Source organism: Nitrospinota bacterium (assembly GCA_016217735.1).
Lineage (GTDB): Bacteria > Nitrospinota_A > UBA7883 > JACRGQ01 > JACRGQ01 > JACRGQ01.
This window is the reverse complement of the sequence record JACRGQ010000027.1, coordinates 24,338-46,438: the sequence shown is the minus strand read 5'-3', so window position 1 is coordinate 46,438 and position 22,101 is coordinate 24,338. Positions and strand designations below refer to the sequence as shown.

Sequence of the window (22,101 nt, the reverse complement as noted above, 5' to 3'; positions counted from 1 at the left end):
TTTTCGTTATGGAACCTGATTTCTGGCATCAGCGCTGGCAAGAGAACCAGATCGGTTTTCACCAGGAGACCATCAACGCCCATCTTCAGGCGTTCTGGCCCGGACTTGGCGTGCCGCCCGGCGCGGCGGTTTTCGTCCCGCTGTGCGGCAAAAGCTTCGATATGCTTTGGCTCCGCGCGCAAGGGCATCACGTCATCGGCGTGGAGCTCAGCGGGCTGGCGGTGAACGGTTTTTTCAGCGAGAACCGGCTTCAACCAACGGTGGCGCACGAGCCGGGGTTCAAAAAATATTCGGCCGATGGCGTCACCATCTATTGCGGCGATTTCTTCGCGCTTACCGCCGCGCATTTGGCGGCGGCGGGGGCGATGTACGACCGCGCCTCGCTTATCGCGCTTCCGCCTGCCATGCGGGAGCGGTATACCGATGCCATCATGGAAAAGCTCCCCACCGCCGCGCGGGTGGCGCTGGTGACCGTGGAATACGATCAAGGCCGGATGTCCGGCCCCCCCTTCGCGGTCGCCGAGGATGAGGTGGCGCGGCTCTACTCCCCCCGTTTCAAGATCGCCAAACTCTGCGAAGTGGAAATGACGGGCGAAGAACTGGAGCCGTTCAGAAAACGCGGCCTGACCGCAATGCGCGAAAAGGTGTACTGTCTGGAAGGGAAGGGGGAGTAGGGACGCTTTACGCTCCTCTCCGCTCTTGTCATGCCGGTCTTGAACCGGCACCCAGAAATACTTTCAAAGCTCTCTTTGTCTTACGCCCCGCCAAATGCTACAAAGCAAGACCCCGATACGGCGCATTTCCCGCCGTGCGGGATTTAGGCCTGCGCGAAAAGGTGTACTGCCTCGAAGGGGAGGGCGGCTAGGCCGCTTTGCGTCCTTGGTGTATTTCCGCTTAAAGTTATAAGCTTGACATGTAATACCATTCCGCTAATCGAAATTTCCAAGATAAAGGTAGATCATGATGTCGAGCATCAGCCGTCTTTCCGGCTTGGGGTTTCGTTTTCTGCAAACTTCCCATTGAAGCCGCAGGTTTTATTGTATTTCGCCGCTCATTTCAAAAAGACGGAACAGTCCTTGCGGACTGTCCGCTTTTTTCATATAGTTTAGTCATGGATGCGCTGGTTGAAAGAGTCACGCGGAAAATCGCCGAGGCGATACATCCCGATAAAATAATCCTGTTCGGCTCCCGCGCCAGAGGCACCGCCACCGAGGAAAGCGACATCGACCTTGTGGTTATCTACTCCGGTCAGAAAACAAAACGGGAAGTGGAATTGGAAATTGAAGATTTGTTCTTTCCACGCGACTTTTCCATGGATGTTATCGTGATGACTCCCGATCACCTTGAAAGATATAAAAAGATCGCAAATACCCTTGCCCGCGAAGTTGCGGAAACGGGAGTCGTTTGCTATGGATGATGATAAGCGGATTACCATCAAACGTTGGTTTATCAAATCCGAGCACGATATTAAAATGGCGTATGCCGCATTGTTAATGGCCGACCCCCTTACAGATATGGCATGTTTTCACGCCCAGCAGTGCGCGGAAAAATCCCTCAAGGCTTTTCTGGTTTTCCACGACCGGCAAGTCGAGAAAACGCATGACTTGGGAAAGCTGGTTGACGCTTGCGGCAAATTGGATGGTTCTTTTCTTGTGATGCTGCCCGATTTAAGGGGAATGAGTGCATATGCCATTACGGAAAGATATCCGGACGATTGGCGGGAAATCCTGATCGACGAAGCGCAAGAGGCGGTGAAAAAAGCGGAAGAGTGTATGGCTTTCGTCAAAAGCAAAATACCGTTCTGAGCGTTTTCTCCAGCCCCTCTCCCCCTTTTCCCGAAGGAGGTGCGGAATGATTTTTCAATCCGCTCCGGGAATCCCCTTCAAGGGGACAATCGGCCTAACGGGCCGACCCTTCTTGGCGCTGCGGGCATTATAAGGATACAGGTTTTGAAGCTTTCGATGTGCGGGATGTGGGCCTGCGCGGAAAAAGCGACGCCGAAGTGTTCAATTACGCCCAGCGGGAAGGCGTTGAGAAGGCCCCATAAGTCCTAGGGCATTATAACTTTTCATGGATACGATGTTGCTGTCATCCCGGGCTTGACCCGGGACCCAGATATATTATCCAAGCTCTCTTGATTTTCCCGGGAAGCGCCAAGCAGAATCGGCCCTTTGGGCCGATGAGGGAAGTTTTGATAATATTTCTGGGTGCCGGATCGGTGTCCGGCATGACAAAAATGCCGTTTCCATGAAAAGTTAAAATACTCTAGCCGTTCGATTTGACGGCTAAGGGAAGCACAGCCCGTTGCACCCATCACCATTCGTTATTGACTGATTGCGTGATATAAATACGGACGTATCTTACGAATGGGAAAAACAGATGTCCCGGTACGCAACCGGGTATAACGCTGAAAGCACTGTTCAGGGGGATGAATGGCGAGGGGAAAGAAAGAGGAAGGGAAGCAAAAGCCCAAGAAGGGGGTGGAAGCTTCCGGGAAAGTGACCGGGGCGCGGCAAACGGCGCTGGGCGGGATGGAAAGCGGCGGGCGGAAACGGCCCATTGTTCAATATACCCATGATGATAAAGAGCGGCTGAACAATCCCCCGGTTGGGCTGGTGGATAGCGGCACCGATAGCGACGCAGCATCCCCAAAGAAGCAATACGCTTACGATCCGCATATAGACCCCGCCTTGCAGTGGGCCGGGAAGGCGGAGCGCACCTCCTTTGAAATCCCCACCGTTTCATTGCATGTGCATGAACGGATAGACCCGAAGAAAATTATCGAGGCGATAAAGAAAAAGAACGGCGGGCCGCAAACCTCGTTTTTTGATATGCCCGCTTTCAATCCGCCGTTGCGCGAAGCGGTGGAGTTTTACAAGCACAAGCATGGCTGGAGCAACCGCCTGATAGCGGGGGATAGCCTGCTGGTGATGAACTCCCTTTTGGAAAAGGAAGGGCTGGGTGGCCATGTGCAGATGGTCTATATAGACCCGCCCTATGGCATTAAATATGGAAGCAATTTCCAGCCCTTCGTGAACAAGCGGCAAGTGAAGGACGGAAGCGACGAAGACCTCACCGCCGAACCGGAAACCATAAAGGCTTTCCGCGATACCTGGGAGTTGGGAATCCATTCCTACCTGGCCTACCTCCGCGACCGCTTTTTACTCGCCCGCGATTTGCTCGCTGAAACGGGAAGCATTTTTGTGCAAATTTCAGATGAAAACGTCCACCTTGTACGCAATTTAATGGATGAGGTGTTTGGAGTTGAGAATTTTGTTTCACTCATTAGCGTAACCAAGACCAGCAGTGCAACAACTGAATTGCTTGCTGGTGTTGCCGATTACCTATTGTGGTACGGTAAAAACAAAGAATCGATCAAGTATCGTGATCTATTTGAAGTAAAAGAACTCTCACAAGCCACCTCTTATAGTCGCGTTGAACTTTCTGATGGAACTCGCAGACCTCTCACTCCTGAAGAGATTGAAGACATTAATAAATTGCCACAAGACGCCAAGCCTTTCACCTTAGGCGATCTCACTAGCCAACGACCGCCCGGCAGTTTTCCAGTTTTGTTTCGCGGTAAAACATATGTACCTCGAACAAATTTTTGGAAAACAGGTGAGATGGGTTTTAAAAAGTTGATCGATGCGGGGAGAATAGAACCTGTAGGGAATGTGCTTCGCTACGTCCGCTACTTTGGTGATTTTGCAGCAACGGCAAGAAACAATATGTGGACTGACTTTGGAGGAGCGACGGACAAAGTTTATGTAGTCCAAACAAATGCAAAAGTAATTCAAAGATGCCTTCTCATGACCACGGACCCCGGTGATTTGGTGCTTGATATCACCTGCGGTTCTGGTACGACAGCGACGGTCGCGGAACAATGGGGGCGGCGGTGGATAACCTGTGATACCTCCCGCGTCGCCACTGCCCTTGCCAAGCAACGGTTGATGACCGCAACCTTCGACTATTACGAATTGGCGCATCCGCACGAAGGGGTGGGGAGCGGGTTCAACTATAAAACCGTTCCGCACGTTACCCTTAAATCAATCGCCAACAATCCCGAAATAAAAGAGGGGATGGGCAAGGAGCAGATCGAGCGGGCAATCGCAAAATATGCAGAGCAGGAAACGCTCTACGACCAGCCGATAAAAGAAAGCGGCAAGGTGCGCGTTACCGGCCCGTTCACCGTGGAGGCTGTTCCCGCCCCATCGGTTAAATCGATAGACGAAATTGACGGCAAGGAACAGCCGCAAGTGGTAGATGCAACCATCGCCCGGAGCGGCGCCACCCTGCGCCAAAGTGAATGGCGTGGCGAACTGCTCCGCACCGGCATACGCGGCAAACACGGCAACAAAATAGAATTTGAGCGGGTGGAAACATTGCCCGGAACGCGCTGGCTACATGCCGATGCCACCGCTAAAGCGTTTAGGGCTGGGACTTCCCGTGCTGGCGAGCATCTGGGTATCCCGGAGCGGGTGGTCATATCCTTTGGCCCTGAACACGCGCCGCTGGAACAGCGTCAAGTGGAGCACGCCATTCAAGAAGCGCACAAGCTGGTGCCAAAACCAAAAATAATCGTATTTGCCGCTTTCCAATTCGATCCCGAAGCGGCCAAAGACATTGACGAAACCGAGTGGCCGGGTGTTACCCTGCTGAAAGCGCAGATGAACGCCGATCTTTTGACCGACGACCTGAAAAAGAAACGGAGCAGCAACGAAAGTTTCTGGCTTATCGGCCAGCCGGACATCCGGTTGGAAAAAATAAAGAGCGGAGAAGACAAAGGGAAATACCGCATTACTGTTCACGGTTTCGACTACTACAACACCAAGACAGGCAACATAGAATCGGGAGGCCACGACCGGATAGCTATGTGGATGCTCGATCCCGACTACGATGGGCGGTGCATTTTCCCGCGCCAAGTTTTCTTCCCTATGGCGGATGAAAAAGAAGGATGGAGCAAGCTGGCTAAAAACTTGAAAGCGGAGATAGACCCGGAATTGGCCGCCGCCTATACCGGAACCGTCTCCCTGCCATTCGGCGCGGGGGAACACAAAAAGGCGGCGGTGAAAATCATAGACGACCGTGGCATCGAAAGCCTTAAACTGCTCGATGTGGAGTAAATTTAGGAGGAACAATGGGAAAACCGCATATCGAATTGCCTAAAGAGACGATTTCCGCTTTTTGCAAAAAATGGCATATACGCAAGCTTTCCCTTTTCGGCTCCGTTTTGCGGGATGACTTTGGCCCCGAAAGCGACATTGACATGCTGGTGGTCTTTGAGGAAGACCATCTGCCGGATTTGATCACCCTCTCAGGGATGGAATTGGAGCTTGGCGACACGCTGGGACACAAGGTTGACCTGCGGACGCCGGAAGACCTAAGTCCCTATTTCCGCGAAGAAGTAGTGAGTGCCGCCGTGGAGCAGTATGCCGCGTAAGGAGGACTTCATCCGTATCCGCCACATGCGGGATGCGGCGAATGATGCGCTGACGATACTTAATGGGAAGACAAGGGAGGATTTTGACAAGGAGATCACGCTCCGCCTTTCGGTCTTCCATTGCATTGAAATAGTCGGGGAGGCCGCTTCGCGGGTTTCTAGGGAAACCCAGGAAAAATATCCGTCCGTTCCGTGGCGGAAGATAGTGAACATGAGGAACCGGATAATCCACGTGTATTTCGACATAAACCACGACATTGTTTGGAAAACAGCCGTCGAGGCCCTGCCGCCCCTGATGGCAACGCTGAACACAGTACTCCATGATGAGGGGGCCGGGCAGTAGCGATGCTGTATGACCAGATAGACCAGCTTATTCTTAATCCCCCTTACGTTGAGCCGAAAGAACACTGGAAGTACATTCCGGAAGAAAAGAAATTTTCGCGCGAACAGCGGCGGCGGCCCGCCGGATACATAACCGCCACGCCGGGGCGAAAATCTTTTGACGATCCCGGCATCTTCAACGAACTGCCGATGGTGAACGCCATCCGGGAGCGGGTGAACAGATGGCGTGAGGGTGGCTATCAGGGAGTAACCGGCGTTACCAAGCGGCTGTTGGAACATTGGAATGACCCGGAGCAACGCGAGGGGCGGCGTTTTTTCTTCTGCCAACTGGAAGCTATAGAGACTATCATCTGGATGGCGGAAGCCCCCGCTAACGAGCGGGTGGGGATAGAAATACCCGGCGACGGCGGCCAGTTTATGCGCCTTTGCACCAAGATGGCGACCGGCACGGGTAAAACCATCGTAATGTCCATGCTGATCGCGTGGCACATCCTGAACAAGGCGGCTTACCCGCAAGATAAGCGATACAGCAAACACATTTTTATAGTCGCGCCCGGCCTCACCGTGCGGGAGCGGCTTCGGGTATTACAACCAAGCGCGGAAAACAGCTATTACGACCAGTTCAACATCGTACCCCCCGGAATGCACGATCAATTGCGGCAAGGGAAGGTGCTGATACACAACTGGCACTGCCTTATGCCGCTTGACCCCGGCGCCGGCCCCAAAGTGGTGAAGAAAGGGGCTGAAAGCGACAAGGCATTTGCCAAGCGTGTGCTGGATGACATGGCAAAAACCGAAAACATTGTGGTTATAAATGACGAGGCGCACCACGCATGGCGGGTGCCGCCCAAAGAGCGGCTAAAAGACGTGTTGAAAGAAGATATTGAAGAAGCGGCCATGTGGGTGGGCGGCCTTGACCGCATCCACAAGACCAACAAGATACTTGCCTGTTATGACCTTTCGGCAACGCCGTTTGCCCCCACGGGCAAACGGAATGAAGAGGAAACGCTTTTCGGCTGGATCGTAAGCGACTTCGGCCTGTACGACGCAATTGAAAGCGGGCTGGTAAAAACCCCCCGCGTGGTTGTACGGGATGACGGAATGCCGGATGCGGGGAACTACAAATCCAAGCTGTACCACATCTATATGCAGGACGGCGTGAGTGACGACCTCACCCGCCGCGCGGAAGAGCATGAACGATTGCCCGACCTTGTGACCAACGCATATTACCTGCTGGGGAAGGATTGGCTTGAAACCAAGAAGAAATGGGATGAGAACCGCGCCCTTGTCCCCCCGGTAATGATAACGGTGGCCAACCGCACCGAAACGGCGGCGCGGGTTAAATACTCCTTCGACCACGGGAAAATCAAAATCGAGGAACTGTGCGCTCCGGAAAAGACGCTTCATATCGACAGCAAAGTATTAGATAAAGCGGAAGCGCGTGAAGAGGCCGTTGAAATCAAGGATGAGACCGAAGAGGACGAGGAAGATTCGCCAAAAAAGGCTTTGACCAAAGTGCAACAGGCCGAACAACTGCGCCGGATGGTGGATACGGTGGGACAAGCCGAAAAACCCGGCGAGGCAATCCAAAATGTGATCTCCGTGGGGATGCTTTCCGAGGGATGGGATGCTAAGACCGTCACCCACATCATGGGATTGCGCGCCTTCACCAGCCAATTATTGTGTGAACAGGTGGTGGGGCGCGGATTGCGGCGCACCTCTTATGAAGTAAACCCGGAAAGCGGACTGCTGCAAGCGGAGTATGTAAATATTTTTGGGATACCGTTCAGCTTTCTTCCGCATGAAGGGGGAGAGGGACAACCACCTCCGCCGCCAAACCCCAAAACGGAAATCAAGCCGATTTCCGAAAAAGCCCGGCATGAGATAAGCTGGCCGAACATCGTCCGCATAGACTATGAATATAAGCCGGTGCTTACGCTTGAAACGGAAAAACTGAAGCCGCTGGTGCTGAACGCGGCGGAAACGCGGACTATCGCGGAAATGGCCCCTATCGTCGGCGGTCAACCGGCTGTGACAAATCTTGAGCAAATTACGCTTGAAGAACTGGCGGCCCGGTTTCGTATGCAACGCATCATCTTTGAAACGGCGCGCGACGTTTATGACCAGATGCGGCCCCAGTGGAAGGGAAACCGGGAATATCTGCTGGCTCAGCTTATCAAACTGGTGGAAAAATACGCGGCAAGCGGCGCTATCCAAATTGACCCGCCGCTTTTCAATCGGGATGAACTGCGGCGGCGCATTGTTATCATGCTGAATATGGGTAAAGTGGTGCAGCATGTGTGGGAGGCCATCAAGTGCGGGAACGCTCAGACCGTTAATCTGGTTTTTGATCCGGAACGCCCCATCCGCCGGACGGGGGATATGCGCCCGTGGTACACCAGCAAGCCGAATGAGTATGCCCGCCTATCGCATGTGAATTTTTGCGTTTTCGACAGCACATGGGAAGCATCGGAAGCATACGCGCTGGACAGGAACGATAAGCTGGTTGACGCATGGGTGAAAAACGACCATTTGGGCTTTGAGATTCTGTATATCTATGAAGGGGTGGTGCGGAAGTATCGGCCCGACTTCATAATCCGCTTGAAGGATGGCGTTCACTTGGTGTTGGAAGTATCCGGCGAAGCCACAAATGAAAAACGGGCCAAACAACAGGCACTTGATGAATGGATTAACGGCGTGAATGCCCACGGCGGATTTGGGAAGTGGGCGCGGACGGAATCCCGCCATATCAGCGAGATCGAAAGTATCTTGAAGCGGCATTACAACACGCAGAACAAAGCAGATGCGTAACGCCTTATAGCTTCCCGCATATCCTTCGTGCCACGGGGGCCGCTTTGCGCTACAATAAAAAGATATGCAAAATACCCAAGAGCGCCGGAATCGGCAAAGCGGCGGCGAAGCCTGCGAAGCCGGCCGCATGCAACCCGGCGCGGAAGTCCGCTGTAGCGGAGATGTGAAACTCATCCTCGCCCCGATGGCGGGGTTCAGCGATCAGCCGTTCCGCCGCGTCGCCCGCCTCTTCGGGGCCGACGAGGTGGTGACCGAGCTTATCAGCGCCAACGCCCTCGTGCGCGAAAACAGGAAGACCCACGGCATGGCCGCCATTCACGAGGGCGAGCGGCCGGCCTCCATCCAGATTTTCGGGTCGGACCCGGCGGTGATGGCAGAGGCGGCCCGGCGGGTGGAGCACCTTCAGCCGCTGTTCATCGACATCAACATGGGTTGTCCCGCGAAAAAAGTAACCAGGAACGGCGCGGGCGCGGCGTTGCTGGAAAACCCGCAACACGCCGCCGCCATCGTGAAAGCGGTGGTGGACGCGGTAAAAACCCCCGTCAGCATCAAGATACGCACCGGCAAGCACGGCGGGAGCAAAACCGGACTCGACGTTGCCCGCCTTGCCGCCGACGCCGGCGTGAATCGGATCACCGTACACGCCCGCACCGTGGCGGACGCATTCAGCGGTCCCATCGACTACGACGCGGTGGCCCGTCTGCGCGCCGACCTGCCGCGCATCGAGCTTATCGGAAACGGCGACATCCATTCCGCCGCCGACGCGCGCCGGTGGCTGGAGCGGACCGGCGTCGACGGCCTGATGATCGGACGCGGCGCGGTGGGGCATCCCTCCGTCTTCGCCGCCATCAAGCGCGGCGAACCGGCGCCCGCCGTGGAAGATTCGGCCACCATCCTGCAACACATCGTCTGGATGGAAGAATTTTTCGGCGCGCGGCGCTGCATCGGTCCGTTGCGCGGCCACATGATGTATTACTCGAAGGGATTGACCGATGCCCGGCGCTTCCGCCAGGAAGTGACTGAATTGGAGGATTTGGCGGATTTGAAAGAATTGGCGGAAAAATATTTCAATAAAAAAGCGGAGCAATGCGCGGCTTGAAAAAAAGGGAGGACGCATGAATCTGGAAATTTTTCGTGAGTATGACATTCGCGGCGTGGTGGAGAAAGACCTCACCCCCGATGTTGTTGAAAAACTTGGCCGTGCATTCGGCTCGCGTGTGATAGGCGCGAAGGGCAAGACCGTAGCCGTAGGGCGCGATGTCCGGCTTTCGGGCGATATGCTTTTCGCGGCGCTTTCCAAAGGACTCACCGCCGCTGGCTGTGATGTCGTTGATATCGGAAGGGTTCCGACTCCGGCGCTCTACTTCGCGGAATACCACCTGAAAACCGATGGTGCGGTGATGATTACCGGCAGCCACAATCCTCCTGAATTCAACGGCTTCAAGTTGATAATCAACAAGGTGGGTTTTTGGGGCAAGCAGATACAGGAAATCGCCCGCGAGATGCAGGCGGGGAAGTTCACCACAGGCAAAGGCATTGTAAAAAAAGCGGATGTCATCAATCCGTACATCGAAATGGTGAAGGGGAAAATAAAACTCTCCCGCAAAATCAAGGTGGTGATCGACAGCGGCAACGGCTGTGGCGGATTGCTTGCCCCCCGTCTTTTCAAGGAGATGGGATGCGAAGTCGTCGAGCTTTTCAGCGAACCGGATGGCCGCTTTCCCAACCACCACCCCGACCCCACAGTGCTGAAAAACACCCTCCAACTGCGAGAAGCCGTTGTAAAACATGGCTCTGCCATCGGTATCGGTTATGACGGCGACGCCGACCGGATCGGGGTGGTGGACGAAAAGGGGAACCTGCTCTACGGCGACCAAGTGCTGATGATTTTCGCCCGCGATCTCCTTTCACGCCGCAAAGGGGCGAAGGTGATATTCGACGTGAAGTGCAGCCGAAACCTGCCACAATGGGTTGAAAAACATGGCGGTATTCCTATTATGAGCGCCACCGGACACAGCATCATCAAGCAGCGGATGCTTGACGAAGGTGCGCCATTGGCGGGCGAAATGAGCGCCCACATCTTTTTTGGCGAGGACTACTACGGTTACGACGACGCCATTTTCGCCACCGCTAGGATGCTGAAAATCATTGATAACGCTAGTGAACCGGTGAGCGCCTTCCTGAAAGACGTGCCACATATGGAGAGCACCCCCGAAATCCGCGTGGAATGCCCCGACAGCGAAAAATTCGCTATTGTGAAAGAACTGGTGGAGTATTACCGCGCTAAGTACAAAGTTATTGATATTGATGGCGTTAGAATTGATTTTGCCAGCGGGTGGGGGCTCATTCGCGCCTCCAACACCCAGCCGGTGCTGGTGATGCGTTTCGAAGCGGAAACAAAAGACGCGCTCGAACGCTACAAGCGGGAAGTGTACGAAAAACTCATCACATTCGGGCCGTTAAAAAACACCGAACCCTTTTGACAACAGCTAGATAGGGGCAACGGCACTGACATGATGGATTTCGCGTATGGCTCGGATGAAAAATATTTTCGGATGGTCCGGTCACGCCTTTTTATCTTCGCCGGTTTCATCCTTACCGTGTTCCTTGTTCTGCTGATCCGCCTATGGTATCTGCAGGTTATACAAGGGGATGACCTGAAGGAACTGGCCGAAAGCAACCGTTTGCGCCAAATACCGCTGCCGGATTACCGCGGGACAATCTATGACCGGTCCGGGGTGGAACTGGTGAGCAGCCGCGCATCGTTCAACATCGTGATCATCCGCGAAGACATGCCCGATTTCGGCGCGGTCATGGATAAGCTTGCCACGCTCATCTCCTTCAACAAGGAAGATACTATGCGTAAAATCAAAGCGTTGCAACCATTCCAAGCTTACGTTCTGGCCCATGACATCAGCCGCGACGATGCCGCCCGGCTGGAGGAACACCGTTACGAACTGCCGGGGGTCTCGCTTGATGTGAGGCCTGTCCGCAGCTACAGGTATGAACGTTTCAGCTCGCACTTGCTGGGCTATCTGGGGGAAATTTCCAAGGATCAAATCGGCCAGGGTTTTTACAAGGATTACCGCAAAGGGGATTTTATCGGCAAGTTCGGCATCGAGAGAAGTTTCGAGCCGTTGCTGCGCGGCCAAAAGGGGGTCAACATCATCGAAGTGGATGCCACGGGCCGGGAGTTGAAGATGATCAGGCGCATCCCTCCCGGCGCGGGAACCGATCTTTATCTTTCCATCGACTATAAAACGCAATTTGCCGCCGAGCAGGCGATGGAAGGGAAAAACGGCGCTGCGGTGGCTATCAATCCTAAAACCGGCGAGATACTCGCGATGGTGAGCCATCCGGATTTCAACCCCAACGAGTTCGCCAGCGGGGTGGAAACCGAGTATTGGCGCAGCCTGCTGAATGACGAGTATCATCCGCTGAACAACCGTGCCATACAGGGGGTCTATCCTCCCGGATCCACTTTCAAATTTGTGATGACCGCCGCGGGCCTGAAAGAAGGGGTGATCGATGAAAACACGGCCTTCAATTGCAATGGCTCATTCCGGCTTGGGCGGCGCGTTTACCGCTGCTGGAAAAAAGCGGGACACGGCAATATGACCCTGACGCACGCGCTGGAGCAAAGCTGTGACGTCTACTTTTACAACGTCGGGCTGCGTTTGGGGGTGGACAAGATTCACGATATGGCGGTGAAGTTTGGTTTGAGCCAACGCACAGGCCTTGGCCTCGACCATGAAAAGGGGGGGCTTATCCCGAACACCGCATGGAAGGAGAAATACCGGAAAGAGCCGTGGATCGCGGGGGAAACGCTTTCGGTGGCGATCGGACAAGGATACAATCAGGTAACACCGATACAGATGGCCCGCGCGGTTGCGGCCGTGGCGAATGGCGGCTGGATGCCGAACCTGCGGCTGACCCGCTTGGGAGAACATGAAGCGGCCACACCCGAAGCGCTTGGGGGACAGCATACGGGTCTTTCGCAGAAAAATGTCGGCCTTATCAAAGAAGGGCTCGAGATGGTGGTTAACTCCGAACGGGGAACCGCTTTTTGGAGTTGCCGCGTTCCACATATCCGCGTGGCGGGGAAAACCGGCACCGTGCAGGTGGTGAAATTGAAAGAAGGGGAACACAACCTCGATCCCGACAAGCTTCCCGAAAAGTTCCGTGACCACGCGTGGTTCGTGGCCTTCGCCCCGGTGGAGGATCCGCAAATAGCGGTGGCCGTTATCGTGGAGCACGGCGGCCACGGCGGCACGGCGGCCGCCCCGGTGGCCCGCGCCATGTTCACCGCGTACCTTGATGCGATGATAAAGGCGGCGGAGGCCCGGAAGACCGAGGCTCCGCGAAAGCCGGTTTCGTAAAGATGAACGAAAACTCCACGCTCGGCGATAAATGGTTCGGCCTGTTCGACTGGCCTCTGTTCCTGCTGGCGCTGTCGATTTCCCTGCTCGGCGTGTTCGTGATCTATAGCGCGAACTTCGCCAGCGATTCGGCGGCGTTCCGCGGCTTGTATCTCAAGCAGCTTGAGTGGAATATCTACGGCATTATTCTGATGTCCGGCGTGGCGATGATGGACTACCGTATTTGGGAGCGCCCCGCCTATCTCTTCTATATCATTTTCCTTGGCCTGTTGGTGGCCGTGTTGGCCGGAGGGCGGGTGATCGGCGGTTCGCAGCGGTGGCTCGGGTTCGGCGGCCTTAACGTGCAGCCCTCTGAAATGATGAAGGTGGTTCTCATCATGGCCCTGACCAAATATTTCAATTACGCGCGGGAGCTTGCCGAAGAGCTGGGATTCAAGCAGCTTCTTGTGCCGGCCATCCTCACGCTCATCCCGGCGCTCCTGATAGCCAAGCAGCCGGATCTTGGCACCGCAAGCGTGCTTATCGTCATTTTTTTCGCGATGGCGTTCATCAATGGCATCAGGAAAAATGCGCTCATCGCCATCATCATCGGCATGATGGTGCTTGTTCCGGTCGGCTGGTTCAACCTGAAGGATTACCAGAAGAACCGCGTATTGGCGATGATTGATCCCACCACCGATCCGCTCGGCACCGGCTATCACACCATCCAGTCCAAGATAGCCATCGGCAGCGGCGGTTTTTTGGGCAAGGGGTTTTTCGCCGGCACACAGAGCAAGCTGAACTTCCTGCCTGAAAAACACACCGATTTCATTTTCGCCGTATACGCCGAAGAGGTCGGCTTTTTAGGGGTATTCCTGCTGCTCATCCTGTTCGTATCCCTCGTGCTGCGCATGATGGACCTCATCATCAATTCGAAGGACCGCATTGGCAGCCTGCTGGCGGCCGGCATCACCGGCATGATCGGTTTTCACTTCCTGTATAATGTCAGCATGACCATCGGGATCACCCCGATTGTCGGCATCCCCCTGCCGTTATTTAGTTATGGGGGTTCGGCCCTGCTCACCAACTACGCGGCGCTCGGCATCCTGATCAGCATACGAATGAGGAGATTCCGCCATGATTAGCCACCCCTACGAACCGTTTTTGGATGAAGCGCACAACCCCTCGCAGTATGTGGGGAACGAAGTGCGCGCCGTGGTGAAGGAGAAGGGGCGCGTTCGCTGCCGCGTGGCGTTATGTTTTCCGGAACTGTACCGGATCGGCATGTCGCATCTGGGCCTCAAAATCCTTTATTCCGTCGTGAATAACGCCGAGGGGCTTTGGGCCGAGCGGTTTTTCGCGCCGGAACCGGACATGGAGGCGTTGCTCCGCCGCGAGGGACAGCCGCTCCGCTCCCTTGAATCGCACGACCCGCTTAACGCATTCGATATCGCCGGCTTCAGCATCTCCACCGAGCTTTGCTTCACCGAGATACTGGCGATGCTTGAGCTTGGCAAGGTGCCGCTGGAGGCGGCGGAGCGCTCCGAAGCCGACCCGCTGGTGATCGGCGGCGGGGCGTCGGTTTTCAATCCCGAACCGGTGGCGGCCTTCTTCGACCTTTTTGTGATGGGAGACGCCGAAGAGGTTTTGCCGCTGCTGGCCAACCGCTATGCCGAACTGAAAGCGCGAAAAACGGAGCGGAAAGAAATTCTGCGCTCGCTGGCCGATATCGAGGGGGTTTACGTCCCGTCGCTTTTTAACGTGACATACGACGGCCCCCGCGTTGCCGCCATCACGCCGGTGGCCGCGGGGTTGCCGGAGCCGCGCCGCGCGATTCTCAAGGATCTTTCGCAAAGTCCGTTTCCGATGGATATGGTGATTCCCTACGGCCAGCCGGTGTTCGACCGCCTGACGGTGGAGATCGACCGCGGCTGCACCGGCGGCTGCCGCTATTGCCAAGCGGGGATGACCTACCGCCCGGTGCGCGAACGCCGTCCGGAAGAAGTCCTGGCGATCATCGACACGGCGCTCAAGAAAACCGGCTATGACGACGTATCGCTCGCTTCGCTCTCCAGCGGCGACTACAGCAACATCGAGCCGTTGGTGACGATGCTGATGGATAGAACCGCGCGGGAGAATATCTCCGTTTCGCTGCCGTCGCTCCGCTCCGGCACGCTCACCGCGCCGCTCATCCGGCAGATCGCGCGGGTGCGCAAAACCGGTTTCACCATCACCGCCGAAGCGGGGAGCGAACGGTTGCGCCGCGTCATCAACAAAAAGATCACCAATGAAGAGATTATTGAAACCGCCCGCAAGGTGTTGGCCGGGGGGTGGCGGCAACTGAAGCTTTATTTCATGATCGGGCTTCCCACCGAGACCGATGATGATGTGGAGGGGATTGTCCGGCTGGTACAGGATATCAACCGCCTGCGCGAGGGGAACCATAAATTCCAGAACATCAATGTGGGGGTGGGCCAATTCGTTCCCAAAGCCCACACGCCGTTCCAGTGGGAACCGATGCAGGCGATGGAAGAGAACATGCGCAAGAAGATGATGCTCACCGACGCGTTCCGCAGGATGCGGGGGGTGCAGCTCAAGGGGCACGACGTGGAGATGAGCTGGATGGAAGGGGTCTTTTCCCGCGGCGACCGGCGGCTGGCGGCGGTGGTGCGGCGCGCCTATGAGAAAGGGTGCCGCCTTGACGGCTGGAGCGAATACTTCAAGCTTGACGCGTGGCGCGCGGCATTCGCCGAATGCGGGGTTGATCCGGACGAGTACGCCCTGCGGCGGCGCGGCCTTGACGAAACCTTGCCGTGGGATCACCTCGATATCGGCATTGCGAAAAAATACCTCAAACGGGAGTTGAAAGACGCTCTCGCCGAAGTTGTCACTACCGACTGCCGTTTCGACAAATGCCTGGGCTGCGGTCTGCCGGCCAACGATAACGTGATTTATCCGCCGTCCACCGTGCCGCCGGTTTCCCCCGCGCCGCACATCGAAGGGGAGACCCCGGTGTTTAAGTACCGCCTCACGTTCCGGAAAGAGGGGATGGCCCGCTACCTGGCGCATCTGGAGATGCTCAACGGCTTTTCCCGCGCGCTTCGGCGTGCCGCCCTGCCGGTCGCCCACAGCGGGGGATTTCATCCGCATATCAAGATGGCGTTTGGCACCGCATTGCCGGTCGGCACGGTTTCATTGTGCGAGATGGTCGATATCGACTTCGAGCATCCGGTGGAACCGGCCGTGATAGTCCAGCGGCTCAACGCCGAGCTTGAACGGGGGATTACCATCGAGGGGGCCGAACTGAGAACGCCGCCGTACCGCTCCATACAATCCGCCACCGAAAAAACCCTCTGGACGATGACGGATACCGGACCCGAAGAGCCCGCCATCGAGGCGGTGAAAGCGGCGTTCGACGGCATCGAGGGGCTTACCGTTATTTCCCTTGAACGGGAGGGGGAGAAGGCGGTGCTTCGCTTTGAAAGCACACTGGAAGGGTTTTGGGGAAAACTCCGCGCGGCGCTCCCCGGATTCCGGCTGACCGGGCTGCGCAAGATGGTGAAGTACGGCGCGGTTATGAAGGTTCCCGCGCAAAAAGTCTCCTCCGCCGTTTCTTGACCGGGTAGATGCCGCCGCGATTATGGTAAAATGAAAACATGAAACAACTTGTGATGCTCCTTTTGATTCTGGCCCTTTCCGCTTCCGTCCGGGCGGCGGAACAAATCCCCGTGGGCGCGGCGGACAAAGACGCGTTGTATGAGAGCCTCATTTCGGACATGGCCTGCCTGTGCGGCTGCGGCACCACGCTGAAGACCTGCCCGCATGAGAATTGCGACAAAGCCATTCCGGCGCGCAAGGAGATATGCCAGATGGTGGATAGCGGCACGCCCCGGCAGGAGATCATAAACCAAATGGTGAAAAGCCGCGGCGAAGCGATTCTCGCGGCCCCCACTTTTAAGGGATTTAATGTGATGGCGTGGGTAACGCCGTTTGTGGCGATTGTCGCCGTCGGCATGTTGGTGGCGATGATCCTCAAGCGGTGGAGCGGCAACCGCGCCGCGGTTTCCCCGGACGCCTCCCCCAAGAAAACGGCGGAGAGCGGCGAAGGCGACCCCTATTTGAAAAAAATGCGCGATGAATTGGATAAATACGAAGAATGATTACCATAGTTGAAGTGTTGTTGGCGCTGGCGGTGATGGCCGCTATCGGGTATCCGCTGTTTGTCAAACCGTCGCTTGCCGAAGGGGAAGTGGATGAAGGAGACGAGCGGCACAAGCTGCTTTCCGCCAAGGAAGCGGCGTTTGTGGCGCTGAAGGATCTTGAATTTGATTACAAGACCGGCAAGATCGACGAAGCCGATTACGCCGCCCTGAAGAGCCGCTACGAGGCGGAGGCGGTGAAGGTGATGAAGCGTCTGGATAACGCCCCCAAGGAACAGCCAGCCGCGCGTGCCGGTGAAAAGGCCCGTTTCTGCTCCGATTGCGGCGCGAAGGCCGATGCGGGCGACCGCTTCTGCGCCTCCTGCGGCCAGCCGATCAAAAAGTAACGCCGCGCCGCCCCTTTTTTTGTCATGCCGGACACCGATCCGGCACCCAGAAATAGTATCAAAGCTTTCTTGCCGCCCCGCGGCAATGTACATGCCAAGAGCATGTACCCACCTAAAGAACTTACTCCTCCGCTGGTTGGTAGCGGAGCAGTTTGTTCAGGTGGCGTTTTTCCCACGCCTTGGCCATTTCGTAAAACTTGAATCCCCGTTCCAGTTCGCGGAATCCGCGTGTATGCATCTTGCCGCGCTTGCGGCCGATCCCTTCCACCGTGTGGAGGTATTCGTGAACCATCTCGTGGTGCACCACGCTTTCCAGGTAGAAGAGAGGTGTTAGCCCGGTATCCAGCACCGGGTGGATGCGTATCAGCTTCCGCTCGAAAGTATAGGTGCCGAAGGTGATGGAGCGTTTCACGCCGAAGGCCCTGCGTCCCCAGGTGATGTGGCCGGCAAGCTTTTCGCCGAAATATTCGGCGTTGAGCTTGCGGTAGATATCGCGCAGATCATGGTGCTTGCCGCGGGTGACGATGCGGATTGCCCGCGGTTCCCGCGTGCTTTCTATTGTCCGCACAAAATCTTTGATGCTTTGCGGCGCTTTATGTCCGCGGAGGAGGAATGTCACGAGGTCGCCGAGCAGTTGCTGGCCCGCGGTGGCGAAGCTTTCGTGCACACGGAGCACCGGCAGCCCGTTCTTGCGCCGCAACGAGATCATCACCCGCCGGTTCACGGTCCAGATGAGCCGCAGGTTGCGTCCCAACGCTTCCCGCATATGCCGTTCGAATGCGTTCCGCCAGAGCAGCACGGTCAGCCCGGCTTATTCACGGCGTTGCCGTTCATAATCCGGTAACCGCCGATCTTTTGAAAATTATCGCGTTGGCTTGCATTTTTCTCAGTCAACATACTTTAGTATGTTTCTCTCGAAAAATCCATCGCCGCCGCGTCTTTTCAAAAGCTTGACGGTTTTCCCGCTTTATTCTGTGAATAAAGCGGGTCAGCCCCGGCCGCCCAATTGGTATTTCCGCACCGCTTCGTTGTGCTCTTTGAGGGTGGCGGAGAAGTGGTGTTTTTTAACCTTGCCCATCGCCACGAAGTAAAGATAATGCGCCGAAGCGGGAGCGTACGCCGCTTCCATGGCGCCCATGCCGGGGTTGGCTATCGGGCCGGGGGGGAGGCCCCGGTAGCGGTAGGTATTGTAGGGTGAATCGATGGAGAGGTCTTTCTTGCGGATGTTGCCGTCGAAATCCGGCATGGCATATATCACGGTTGGGTCGGCCTGCAACGGCATGGCGCGGCGCAGCCTATTGTAAAACACGGCGGCGATGAGCGGGTATTCATCCGGCCCGGCCGCCTCTTTCTCCACGATGGAGGCGAGGGTGACGATCTGGTGCAGCGTGGCGGTTTGGCCTTGGTATTTCCGGCGCAGGGGCGCCGTTTTTTTCGTGAAGGTGGCAAGCATCGTTCGGACGACGGCGGAACCGCCGGCTTCCTTGCGGAAGTGGTAGGTCTCCGGCATCAGGTATCCTTCGGCGCTGGCGGCATTGATGGCAAATTCGTCAAGCAACTTTTTGTCGGCGGCGGCCTTGAGGAAATCCGCGGCGGAACAAAGACCTTTGGCGGCGGCCAGTTCGGCGATCTGCCTCATGGTGAATCCTTCCGGCACGGTGAAGGGGTGCAGTTTCACGCGTCCTTCGGCAAGCTGGCGGAGCAGTTCGACCGGTTTTTGGCCCGGGTCGAGTTCATATTCTCCCGCTTTAAGATTGTTGCCCAGCCGGTGCAGTTTCGCCACGATGATGAACGCGGCGGCTGATTTCACCGCGCCGGCCGCCTCCAGCATCTTGGCCGCCTGTGAAAGGTGCATGCCGGGCGTTATCGTTGCGGTTACCGCGCCGTGCGTGGCGGCGGCGGGCGCGTTGATCTCCTTCAGGGCGGCGAACAGCAACAGGATCAGAACCAGAAATGCCGCGCCCGCCAGGGCAAGCAGTTTTTTCATGCGGGAACGGTCATTGTCATGACGGTTCCACGGCTAGTAACTGTAGGATGTGCCGAGGAATATCATCAGGCTGTTTTCGGTCATGGTGCCGCTGGCGGTGCTTGCGCTGTTGATCCAGTGCTGGCCAGTGCCAAAGCTGTCGGTAAATCCGAAGGTGAGGGAGGTACCCTTCACGAAATAGCTGCCGCTGAGGGAGAGTCCCAGCAGGTCGATATGTTCCGGGTCGGCGGCGGTGGCCGGCGCTTTGGTGTTTGCCCGGTCGGTGAAAAGACCGCAGCGGATGGCAAAGGAGGGGGAGGTGTAGTATTCCATCCCAATCGCGGCGTTGACCACCGGCTGGCGGTCGAGCCATATAGTGTCGGTGACGGGGCTGGTGTAGGAGATATCCCCGGAGATCAGCAGCGCGTTTGACGGGAAGTAGGCGGCGCCGATTTTGGCGGTGTAGGGGTAGTTTGCTTTTTCACTGATGCGCGCCACGGCGAAGGAGGGGTTGGTGGTATACGTCCCGCTGGGCGTTTTTTCCGTTTGCTGGATATAGATGCTGGAATCGAGGAGGAGCGTCTGCGTTACGGTGAAGCCAATGGAATACTTGCCATTTTCGGGGGAGTAGAGCACTCCGGCAATGGGGCGGAGTCCCTGCTCCGTCAGGTTGGCAACGCTGTTCTGCCACCGGCGGGTGCCATCGGCGTAAAACTGGAAGCTATTATTGGAAAGTTTGTATCTTTTATAGTGGAAGTACAGCGTGACGCCCACCTTGAGATCTTTGGAAGCGTCCCAGGCTATCGAGGGGCCGATGTTATAGACGTTGTATTCCTTCAGGTAGTTGATGGTCCATTCGTCAATCACCGGCGTGGGGTTGGGAAAAGTCTGGTTCTGTTCTTCCAGCAGCGAATCCTGCACGGCATAGGAGAAGCCGATGGTGCCGTAAGGGGAGTGTTGCACGACGCCGAAAAAGTTTGGCTGGAGGTTGTCCGATTTCCGTTCGTAGGCGAAATTCAACCCCGCGTTATCATATTTTTTGGTGATGCGCGTCCACGCGTTGGCGCTGACGGATAGGTTCGAGCCATAGGAGTAGACCGTTCCCGCCGGGTTGTGGAAGAGGCCGGAGGCGTCGTCCGATACGGCGGTGTAGGCTCCGGCCATGCCCGCGGGACGTTCGCCGATGATGGTGCTGTTATAGTGATACTCGTCCGCGGCCGCCGCGCCGGCGAAGGCCAGCAGCATTGCGGCGGCGCATGCCCACGTTTTAACCCTTTCGTGCCAGGATGCCATTAAACCTCTCCTTGCCTGTTTTAAAGCCGTTTCCCCCCAGACCGTCCTTTTCGATGGCCAAGTTGATCCATTGTATCCGTTCATCAAAGGACGGGTGCAGTTTTCGTATTGAGGCGGTTTCCTTTTCCAGCCCCCCTTTTATTTTCTTGAAGTAGCGGACGAGGGCGGCGGGGTCGTAGCCGGTGTTGGCCGCCAGCGTTATCCCCAAGGTGTCGGCCTCGATCTCATCCTGCTTTTTGTAGCCGCGCTCGAAGAGGATGTTTATCGCTTCGTCCAACGCGCGGACGAAGGTGAGGTTCGCCGCTTCCCCCGCGCCCCCGATGACGTGGGCAAAGCCGGAAACGGGGGAACTGTCCGAACCGTGTATGTTCAGCTCTTTTACGATGTGGCGCTGGCAGACATGTATCATCTCGTGTCCGATAACCGCGGCCAGTTCCGCCTCATCGTCCATCGCTTCGATGGCGCCGCGGGTAATGAAGATGTAGCCGCCGGGGGCGGCGAAGCCGTTGATCATGTCGGTGTCCAGCACTCCCACGGTGAAGGATATTTCAGGGCGGTTGGAATATTGGGCCAGCGATTTCGCCAGGAGGTTGGCATAGCGGGTAAGGGGCTCGTTATGCACGAGCGGGTATTTGCCCAGGATGCGGGCGCCAACCTCTTTGCCGAAGCTGATCTCGGCCTTGATGTCGTCCGCGCTGACGGTCTGCATCATATGGTGCTGCCGGAGGTGTTTGGTGTCTTCGGCGGCGGCGGGGAGGACGAACAGCGCGGCGGCTGCGGTGGCAAAAATGATTTTTTTCATCATGGCGTCAGTTCCCCGCTTCAAAGTCCAGGAGTTCCTGGTCGGTTATCGAGCCGGACACTTTTTCCAGGCGGGCCAGGGATTGGTGATCGGCCTGCCCGATGTCGCTCATCCGTTTGCGTTCGGCGTCCGAAAGGCCGCGGGCGGCCGCGGCGCTGGTAATGGCGCTGCTCCGCTTGCGCGATTTTTCCTGCAGGTCTTCCGCATCGGCGGTGATTACGGTTACTTTATCCATCGGCGGCGTATCGGCCACCGCCAGGCGGTTAATCCAGCCGGCTTTGCCGCCCGTTTTCACTTTGAACCATGCGTCTTTGGTTTCCATCCGCTCCAGCCGGTCGCCGCGGTTAACGGTACCGACCGTCTCCGCCTTGAAGTTGGGCTCGCTCATTATTTTGGCTTTGGCGCTTTGCACGAACAGGGCATCCGCGGCGGCGGCCATGCCGGGCAGCAGAGCCAGAATGGCGGTTATCAACAATGCTCGTTTCATTGGAAATCCTCCTGTAGTTCAAGTTTTTCCTTGCGCCGCGCGGTAATGAGTTCCTT

The 22,101-nt window shown here is 56.5% G+C and carries 20 protein-coding genes; 15 read left to right on the top strand and 5 right to left on the bottom strand.

Features of this window, described 5'->3' with window-relative positions:
• Nucleotides 1-8 precede the first annotated feature (8 nt).
• The 15 genes from HZA03_04615 to HZA03_04545 all read left to right on the top strand — a co-directional run bounded on the left by HZA03_04615 (nt 9) and on the right by HZA03_04545 (nt 17,497).
• On the top strand, nt 9-674 hold the full coding sequence (locus tag HZA03_04615) for a thiopurine S-methyltransferase (protein MBI5637237.1): 666 nt from the start codon (nt 9-11) through the stop codon (nt 672-674).
• A gap of 437 nt (nt 675-1,111) precedes the next feature.
• Nucleotides 1,112-1,417 (top strand): nucleotidyltransferase domain-containing protein, encoded by a 306-nt coding sequence (locus HZA03_04610; protein ID MBI5637236.1) that lies wholly within the window; start codon nt 1,112-1,114, stop codon nt 1,415-1,417.
• The gene (locus HZA03_04605; GenBank protein MBI5637235.1) at nt 1,410-1,805 is read left to right on the top strand and encodes a HEPN domain-containing protein; all 396 of its coding nucleotides are present in this window, start codon (nt 1,410-1,412) and stop codon (nt 1,803-1,805) included. Before HZA03_04610 ends, HZA03_04605 begins: the two co-directional genes overlap by 8 nt.
• Before the next feature lie 158 nt (nt 1,806-1,963).
• Nucleotides 1,964-2,047: a hypothetical protein gene (locus HZA03_04600; GenBank protein ID MBI5637234.1), complete on the top strand. Its 84-nt coding sequence runs from the start codon at nt 1,964-1,966 to the stop codon at nt 2,045-2,047.
• A gap of 484 nt (nt 2,048-2,531) precedes the next feature.
• Entirely contained in the window at nt 2,532-5,123 is a 2,592-nt protein-coding gene (locus HZA03_04595) for a site-specific DNA-methyltransferase (GenBank protein MBI5637233.1), read from the top strand.
• A gap of 14 nt (nt 5,124-5,137) precedes the next feature.
• Complete coding sequence (locus HZA03_04590) at nt 5,138-5,440, top strand: nucleotidyltransferase family protein (GenBank protein MBI5637232.1); 303 nt, start codon at nt 5,138-5,140, stop codon at nt 5,438-5,440.
• Entirely contained in the window at nt 5,430-5,783 is a 354-nt protein-coding gene (locus HZA03_04585) for a DUF86 domain-containing protein (protein ID MBI5637231.1), read from the top strand. Before HZA03_04590 ends, HZA03_04585 begins: the two co-directional genes overlap by 11 nt.
• A 2-nt stretch (nt 5,784-5,785) precedes the next feature.
• Nucleotides 5,786-8,593, top strand: coding sequence for a DEAD/DEAH box helicase family protein (locus HZA03_04580; protein MBI5637230.1), 2,808 nt, complete (start codon nt 5,786-5,788; stop codon nt 8,591-8,593).
• A 64-nt stretch (nt 8,594-8,657) separates the two neighbouring features.
• Entirely contained in the window at nt 8,658-9,692 is a 1,035-nt protein-coding gene (gene dusB / locus HZA03_04575; protein MBI5637229.1) for a tRNA dihydrouridine synthase DusB, read from the top strand.
• A 16-nt stretch (nt 9,693-9,708) separates the two neighbouring features.
• The gene (locus tag HZA03_04570) at nt 9,709-11,076 is read left to right on the top strand and encodes a phosphomannomutase/phosphoglucomutase (protein ID MBI5637228.1); all 1,368 of its coding nucleotides are present in this window, start codon (nt 9,709-9,711) and stop codon (nt 11,074-11,076) included.
• A gap of 30 nt (nt 11,077-11,106) precedes the next feature.
• Entirely contained in the window at nt 11,107-12,972 is a 1,866-nt protein-coding gene (mrdA, locus tag HZA03_04565; GenBank protein ID MBI5637227.1) for a penicillin-binding protein 2, read from the top strand.
• A gap of 2 nt (nt 12,973-12,974) precedes the next feature.
• On the top strand, nt 12,975-14,096 hold the full coding sequence (gene rodA / locus HZA03_04560; protein MBI5637226.1) for a rod shape-determining protein RodA: 1,122 nt from the start codon (nt 12,975-12,977) through the stop codon (nt 14,094-14,096).
• The gene (locus HZA03_04555; GenBank protein MBI5637225.1) at nt 14,089-16,569 is read left to right on the top strand and encodes a TIGR03960 family B12-binding radical SAM protein; all 2,481 of its coding nucleotides are present in this window, start codon (nt 14,089-14,091) and stop codon (nt 16,567-16,569) included. Before rodA ends, HZA03_04555 begins: the two co-directional genes overlap by 8 nt.
• Before the next feature lie 38 nt (nt 16,570-16,607).
• On the top strand, nt 16,608-17,111 hold the full coding sequence (locus tag HZA03_04550; protein MBI5637224.1) for a cytochrome c-type biogenesis protein CcmH: 504 nt from the start codon (nt 16,608-16,610) through the stop codon (nt 17,109-17,111).
• The gene (locus HZA03_04545) at nt 17,108-17,497 is read left to right on the top strand and encodes a zinc ribbon domain-containing protein (GenBank protein MBI5637223.1); all 390 of its coding nucleotides are present in this window, start codon (nt 17,108-17,110) and stop codon (nt 17,495-17,497) included. The genes HZA03_04550 and HZA03_04545 overlap by 4 nt, the downstream gene beginning before the upstream one ends.
• Before the next feature lie 121 nt (nt 17,498-17,618).
• Here HZA03_04545 and HZA03_04540 read toward each other — a convergent pair whose 3' ends face one another.
• The 5 genes from HZA03_04540 to HZA03_04520 form a co-directional block, all read right to left on the bottom strand.
• On the bottom strand, nt 17,619-18,296 hold the full coding sequence (locus tag HZA03_04540) for a hypothetical protein (protein ID MBI5637222.1): 678 nt from the start codon (nt 18,294-18,296) through the stop codon (nt 17,619-17,621).
• Nucleotides 18,297-18,485: 189 nt separating this feature from the next.
• Nucleotides 18,486-19,484 (bottom strand): endolytic transglycosylase MltG, encoded by a 999-nt coding sequence (gene mltG, locus HZA03_04535; GenBank protein MBI5637221.1) that lies wholly within the window; start codon nt 19,482-19,484, stop codon nt 18,486-18,488.
• Nucleotides 19,485-19,517: 33 nt separating this feature from the next.
• The gene (locus HZA03_04530; GenBank protein MBI5637220.1) at nt 19,518-20,756 is read right to left on the bottom strand and encodes a hypothetical protein; all 1,239 of its coding nucleotides are present in this window, start codon (nt 20,754-20,756) and stop codon (nt 19,518-19,520) included.
• A complete protein-coding gene (locus tag HZA03_04525) occupies nt 20,731-21,561 on the bottom strand; it encodes a M48 family metalloprotease (protein ID MBI5637219.1) in 831 nt (276 codons plus the stop codon). Before HZA03_04525 ends, HZA03_04530 begins: the two co-directional genes overlap by 26 nt.
• A 4-nt stretch (nt 21,562-21,565) precedes the next feature.
• On the bottom strand, nt 21,566-22,045 hold the full coding sequence (locus tag HZA03_04520) for an SH3 domain-containing protein (protein MBI5637218.1): 480 nt from the start codon (nt 22,043-22,045) through the stop codon (nt 21,566-21,568).
• Nucleotides 22,046-22,101 lie beyond the last annotated feature (56 nt).

Coding starts and splice junctions, on each gene's coding strand:
- dusB (MBI5637229.1), top strand. CDS start 8,658: ATGCAAAATACCCAAGAGCGCCGGAATCGGCAAAGCGGCGGCGAAGCC.
- mrdA (MBI5637227.1), top strand. CDS start 11,107: ATGATGGATTTCGCGTATGGCTCGGATGAAAAATATTTTCGGATGGTC.
- HZA03_04525 (MBI5637219.1), bottom strand. CDS start 21,561: ATGATGAAAAAAATCATTTTTGCCACCGCAGCCGCCGCGCTGTTCGTC.
- HZA03_04580 (MBI5637230.1), top strand. CDS start 5,786: ATGCTGTATGACCAGATAGACCAGCTTATTCTTAATCCCCCTTACGTT.
- HZA03_04615 (MBI5637237.1), top strand. CDS start 9: ATGGAACCTGATTTCTGGCATCAGCGCTGGCAAGAGAACCAGATCGGT.
- HZA03_04555 (MBI5637225.1), top strand. CDS start 14,089: ATGATTAGCCACCCCTACGAACCGTTTTTGGATGAAGCGCACAACCCC.
- rodA (MBI5637226.1), top strand. CDS start 12,975: ATGAACGAAAACTCCACGCTCGGCGATAAATGGTTCGGCCTGTTCGAC.
- HZA03_04530 (MBI5637220.1), bottom strand. CDS start 20,756: ATGGCATCCTGGCACGAAAGGGTTAAAACGTGGGCATGCGCCGCCGCA.
- HZA03_04570 (MBI5637228.1), top strand. CDS start 9,709: ATGAATCTGGAAATTTTTCGTGAGTATGACATTCGCGGCGTGGTGGAG.
- HZA03_04550 (MBI5637224.1), top strand. CDS start 16,608: ATGAAACAACTTGTGATGCTCCTTTTGATTCTGGCCCTTTCCGCTTCC.
- HZA03_04595 (MBI5637233.1), top strand. CDS start 2,532: ATGGAAAGCGGCGGGCGGAAACGGCCCATTGTTCAATATACCCATGAT.
- HZA03_04590 (MBI5637232.1), top strand. CDS start 5,138: ATGGGAAAACCGCATATCGAATTGCCTAAAGAGACGATTTCCGCTTTT.
- HZA03_04520 (MBI5637218.1), bottom strand. CDS start 22,045: ATGAAACGAGCATTGTTGATAACCGCCATTCTGGCTCTGCTGCCCGGC.
- HZA03_04610 (MBI5637236.1), top strand. CDS start 1,112: ATGGATGCGCTGGTTGAAAGAGTCACGCGGAAAATCGCCGAGGCGATA.
- HZA03_04585 (MBI5637231.1), top strand. CDS start 5,430: ATGCCGCGTAAGGAGGACTTCATCCGTATCCGCCACATGCGGGATGCG.
- HZA03_04545 (MBI5637223.1), top strand. CDS start 17,108: ATGATTACCATAGTTGAAGTGTTGTTGGCGCTGGCGGTGATGGCCGCT.
- HZA03_04605 (MBI5637235.1), top strand. CDS start 1,410: ATGGATGATGATAAGCGGATTACCATCAAACGTTGGTTTATCAAATCC.
- mltG (MBI5637221.1), bottom strand. CDS start 19,484: ATGAAAAAACTGCTTGCCCTGGCGGGCGCGGCATTTCTGGTTCTGATC.